Raw genomic sequence first — 3,745 nt, 5'->3', positions numbered from 1 at the left:
GTTCCGCGCCCGCTTCCGCCGCGAGGTGGAGGCCGCGCGCCGGGTCGGCGGCGCCTGGACCGCGCCGGTGCTCGACGCGGACCCGGACGCGCCGGTGCCCTGGGTCGCCACGGCCTATGCGGCGGGCCCCTCCCTCGCCGCGGCCGTCTCCGACGCGGGCCCGCTGCCCGAGCACACGGTACGAGCCCTCGCCGCGGGCCTCGCGGAGGCGCTGGCCGCGGTGCACGCTCTGGGTCGAGCAGCTGCACCGCGCTCCTGCTGACCTGTTCGACCAGGGGTCCCGGCAGCCAGCCCCCGGACACCAGGCGGGCCGCGCCCTCGGGGGCCAGGCGGTGGCCGACCTCCGCCGGGGCGGGGCGGGCCGACGGGTCCTTCGCGAGGCAGGCCGCGGCGACGGACCGCAACTCACCGCTCAGCGGTCCCAGTTCGGGTTCCTCGTGCACCACCTTGTACAGCAGCGCCGCCGAGGAGTCGCCCGGGAAGGGGGCCTGTCCGGTGGCCGCGTACGTCAGCACCGCGCCGAGCGAGAAGACGTCCGCCGCCCCCAGGACACCGGCGCCGAGGATCTGTTCGGGGGCCATGTAGCCGGGCGAGCCGACCGAGGCGCCGGTGGCCGTGAGGGACGCCGTGCCGTCGGTGGCCCGCGCGATGCCGAAGTCGATCAGCAGCGGGCCGTCCAGGGTCAGCAGCACGTTGGACGGCTTGACGTCCCGGTGCACAAGACCCAGAGCGTGCACCGCGGCCAGCGCCTCCGCGAGGCCCGCGGCGAGGGCTCGTACCGTGTGCTCGGGCAGCGGGCCCGCGTCGGAGACGGCCGCGGCGAGGGAGGGGCCCGCCGCATAGGCCGTGGCGACCCAGGGCACCGGCGCGTCCGGGTCCGCGTCGAGCACCGGCGCGGTCCAGGCGCCGCCGACCCGGCGCGCGGCCTCCACCTCGCGGCGGAAGCGGGCGCGGAACTCCTCGTCCAGCGCGAACTGCGGATGCACGATCTTGACGGCGACCGTGCGGCCCCCGGCGCTGCGCCCGAGGTAGACCCGGCCCATCCCGCCGGCCCCGAGCCGTCCCAGCAGCCGGTACGGCCCGATGGCCGCCGGTTCGTCCCCAGCGAGCGGCTGCACGGTCTCACCTCTCCCCCGTAGACCCGACCGCAGCCTAGTGATTACGGGCGGAGCAGTTCCACCTTCACATCGGCCGGGAAGCCGGTCGTGGGGCCGACCCGGCGGGCGAACTCGGCGACCGCGGCCAGCTGGGCGTCACCGAAGCTGAAGTCCAGGGTGGTGAAGTACTTGGCGAGCGTCTCCGCGTCGAACGCCTCCCAGTGGGCGGCCTGTTCGGCGACCTTGTCGACCTCCTCCAGGGAGATCTTCTTGGACTCCAGGAACGCCTGGTGCACCTGGTGGGTGATGAGCGGCTCGCGCTCCAGGTAGTCCCGCCGGGCCGCCCACACCGCGAAGACGAACGGCAGTCCCGTCCACTCCTTCCACAGCGTGCCCAGGTCGTGCACGTCGAGGCCGTAGCGCGGGCCGTCGTGCAGGTTGGCGCGCAGGGCCGCGTCGCCGATCAGTACGGCGGCGTCGGCCTCCCGCATCATCAGGCCGAGGTCGGGCGGGCAGGTGTAGTACTCGGGCTGGACGCCGTACCGCTCGCCGAGCAGCAGCTGGGCGAGGCGGACGGAGGTGCGGGAGGTGGAGCCGAGGGCGACCTTCGCGCCGTCCAGCTGCTCCAGCGGGACCTGCGAGACGATCACACAGGACATCACGGGGCCGTCGCAGCCCACGGCGATGTCCGGGAAGGCGACCAGGTCGTCCGAGTTCTTCAGGTACTCGACCAGGGTGACCGGGGCGACGTCGAGCTCCCCCTGGATCAACCGCTCGCTGAGCTTCTCCGGCGTGTCCTTGGTCAGCTGGAAGTCGAGGAGCGTGCCGGTTCTCGCGAGCCCCCAGTACAGGGGCAGGCAGTTCAGGAACTGGATGTGGCCGACGCGCGGCCGGGTGCGAGAAATGTCCACATCGCGGGACTCTAGCCCTCGGCTGGTACGGTGCTCGGACCGGCCCCGCCGTCAAACGGGTTACCGGCTTTCAAACATCCGAGTGAAGTGATCTTGCCCTCTATTGCTTTCGGCTGCCTGCATGCTAGGCTCGCCGCAAGTTGCAGTTTGGTTTCCCTTGCAGTACAGAGCCTGCGGAGCATGTGACCGCGGGCTCTCGTCGTTTTCAGACGAATGCAGTGGTGCAGCACGTTTTCGCACCGGCAGGTTCTGGAGCAGGGCAACCCTTTTGGGCCCAAGGAGGGCTTATGGCTACCGGAACCGTTAAGTGGTTCAACGCCGAAAAGGGCTTTGGCTTCATCGCCCAGGAGGGCGGCGGCCCCGACGTCTTCGTTCACTACTCCGCGATCAACGCCAGCGGCTTCCGCTCCCTCGAGGAGAACCAGCAGGTGTCCTTCGATGTGACGCAGGGCCCGAAGGGTCCGCAGGCGGAGAACGTCACCCCCGTCTGATCACTGCCTGATCGCAGAACCTGAGAGCAGTACCCAAGGAGCCCCGCGCCGTCTTCGGCGACGGGGCTCCTGCCTTTTCCGCGGACGGTCCGCGGCGGGCGGAGCGAACGGTCCGTATACGGAACTATTTCTTCCGCGGTTCGCGATTCGTTCACGAACTACTACGTTTCGGGGCATGACCAAAACTCAGGGCTCCCCGGACTTCCTGACCGCCACCCGCGACTTCTACGACACCGTCGCCGAGGACTACGCGGAGCACTTCGCGAATCCCCTCGCCGACAAGCCGCTGGAGCGCGCCCTGCTCGCCGCGTTCGCGGAGCAGGTGGGACCCGGAGCGGCCGTCGCGGACCTCGGCTGCGGTCCCGGCGCGGTCACCGGGCATCTCGCCGCCCTGGGCGTGGACGCCTTCGGTCTGGACCTCTCCGCCGCCATGCTGGCCGTGGCCCGCCGCGAGCATCCCGGGCTGCGGTTCGAGCAGGGCTCCATGCTGGACCTTCCGCTGCCCGACGGCGGTCTCGCCGGCGCTGTCTCCTGGTACTCCACCATCCACACCCCCGACGAGCGGCTCCCGGAGCTGTTCGCCGAGCTGTACCGCGTCCTGGCACCCGGCGGGCGGCTGCTGCTGGCGTTCCAGACCGGCACGGAGCCCCGCAGGCTGGAGAACCCCTGGGGGCACCCGGTCACGCTGGACTTCCGGCGGCGGCGCCCCGAGGACATGGTCCGGCTGCTGACGAGCGCGGGGTTCACCCTCGCTTTCCGTACCGTGCGCGAGCCCGACGACACGCTCGGCAAGGGTGTCGCACCGGTCGCACAGGCTTTCCTGGGCGTCGTCAAACCCCTCTGACACCCGCCCGACACCCGTTCTGACCTGCGCAGCCGAGTAAGGGTCCCGACGGCCTCCCCGGCCCCGGTAACCGGCGGGGACGGCACAGGGACCGCTTCCCCCAAATATCGGTCGTGGCGCCGGGAGAGCCCGGCGACCGGAACCCGGTCCGTCTCTCACAAGGGGTTGCACATGCGTTCCATCGCACTGCGTACGAAGACGGCTCTGGCGGCCCTGGCGGGCGTGGGCGTCCTCGCCCTGGGCGCCGCCGCCGCGCTGCCCGGCACCGGGCTGCACCAGGCCGTGGTGCAGGGCGGCAACCACTCCGTCCAGGCCTCCGACGACCACGGTCCGGGCTTCGTCCGCTCCTGATCCCACGGAACAGCGCACGGCCGCCGCGGCACACCCCCACACTTCCCCCTC

The 3,745-nt window shown here is 71.6% G+C and carries 5 protein-coding genes; 3 read left to right on the top strand and 2 right to left on the bottom strand.

Annotated features, from left to right (window positions below; all coding sequences use genetic code 11):
• Together CCN72_RS34935 and CCN72_RS34930 are read right to left on the bottom strand one after the other, a co-directional pair.
• Positions 1 to 1,118, bottom strand: a 1,118-nt coding sequence (locus CCN72_RS34935) for a serine/threonine-protein kinase (protein ID WP_244174629.1), incomplete at its 3' end; no start/stop codon positions are given.
• A gap of 41 nt (positions 1,119 to 1,159) precedes the next feature.
• The gene (locus tag CCN72_RS34930) at positions 1,160 to 2,008 is read right to left on the bottom strand and encodes a menaquinone biosynthetic enzyme MqnA/MqnD family protein (RefSeq protein ID WP_086812372.1); all 849 of its coding nucleotides are present in this window, start codon (positions 2,006 to 2,008) and stop codon (positions 1,160 to 1,162) included.
• 287 nt (positions 2,009 to 2,295) lie between these two features.
• On the opposite strand from CCN72_RS34930, the gene CCN72_RS34925 reads away from it, so the two are divergent.
• From CCN72_RS34925 to CCN72_RS34915, 3 genes are all read left to right on the top strand, one after another.
• Complete coding sequence (locus CCN72_RS34925; RefSeq protein ID WP_003992177.1) at positions 2,296 to 2,499, top strand: cold-shock protein; 204 nt, start codon at positions 2,296 to 2,298, stop codon at positions 2,497 to 2,499.
• A gap of 175 nt (positions 2,500 to 2,674) precedes the next feature.
• Positions 2,675 to 3,343, top strand: a complete 669-nt coding sequence (locus CCN72_RS34920; protein WP_086812370.1) for a class I SAM-dependent methyltransferase — start codon at positions 2,675 to 2,677, stop codon at positions 3,341 to 3,343.
• Positions 3,344 to 3,514: 171 nt separating this feature from the next.
• Positions 3,515 to 3,694, top strand: a complete 180-nt coding sequence (locus CCN72_RS34915) for a hypothetical protein (protein WP_085566043.1) — start codon at positions 3,515 to 3,517, stop codon at positions 3,692 to 3,694.
• Positions 3,695 to 3,745 lie beyond the last annotated feature (51 nt).

Source organism: Streptomyces murinus, assembly GCF_002154555.1.
Lineage (GTDB): Bacteria > Actinomycetota > Actinomycetes > Streptomycetales > Streptomycetaceae > Streptomyces > Streptomyces murinus.
The sequence above is the reverse complement of the archived record's forward strand: the minus strand, read 5'-3'. Positions and strand labels throughout refer to the sequence as shown.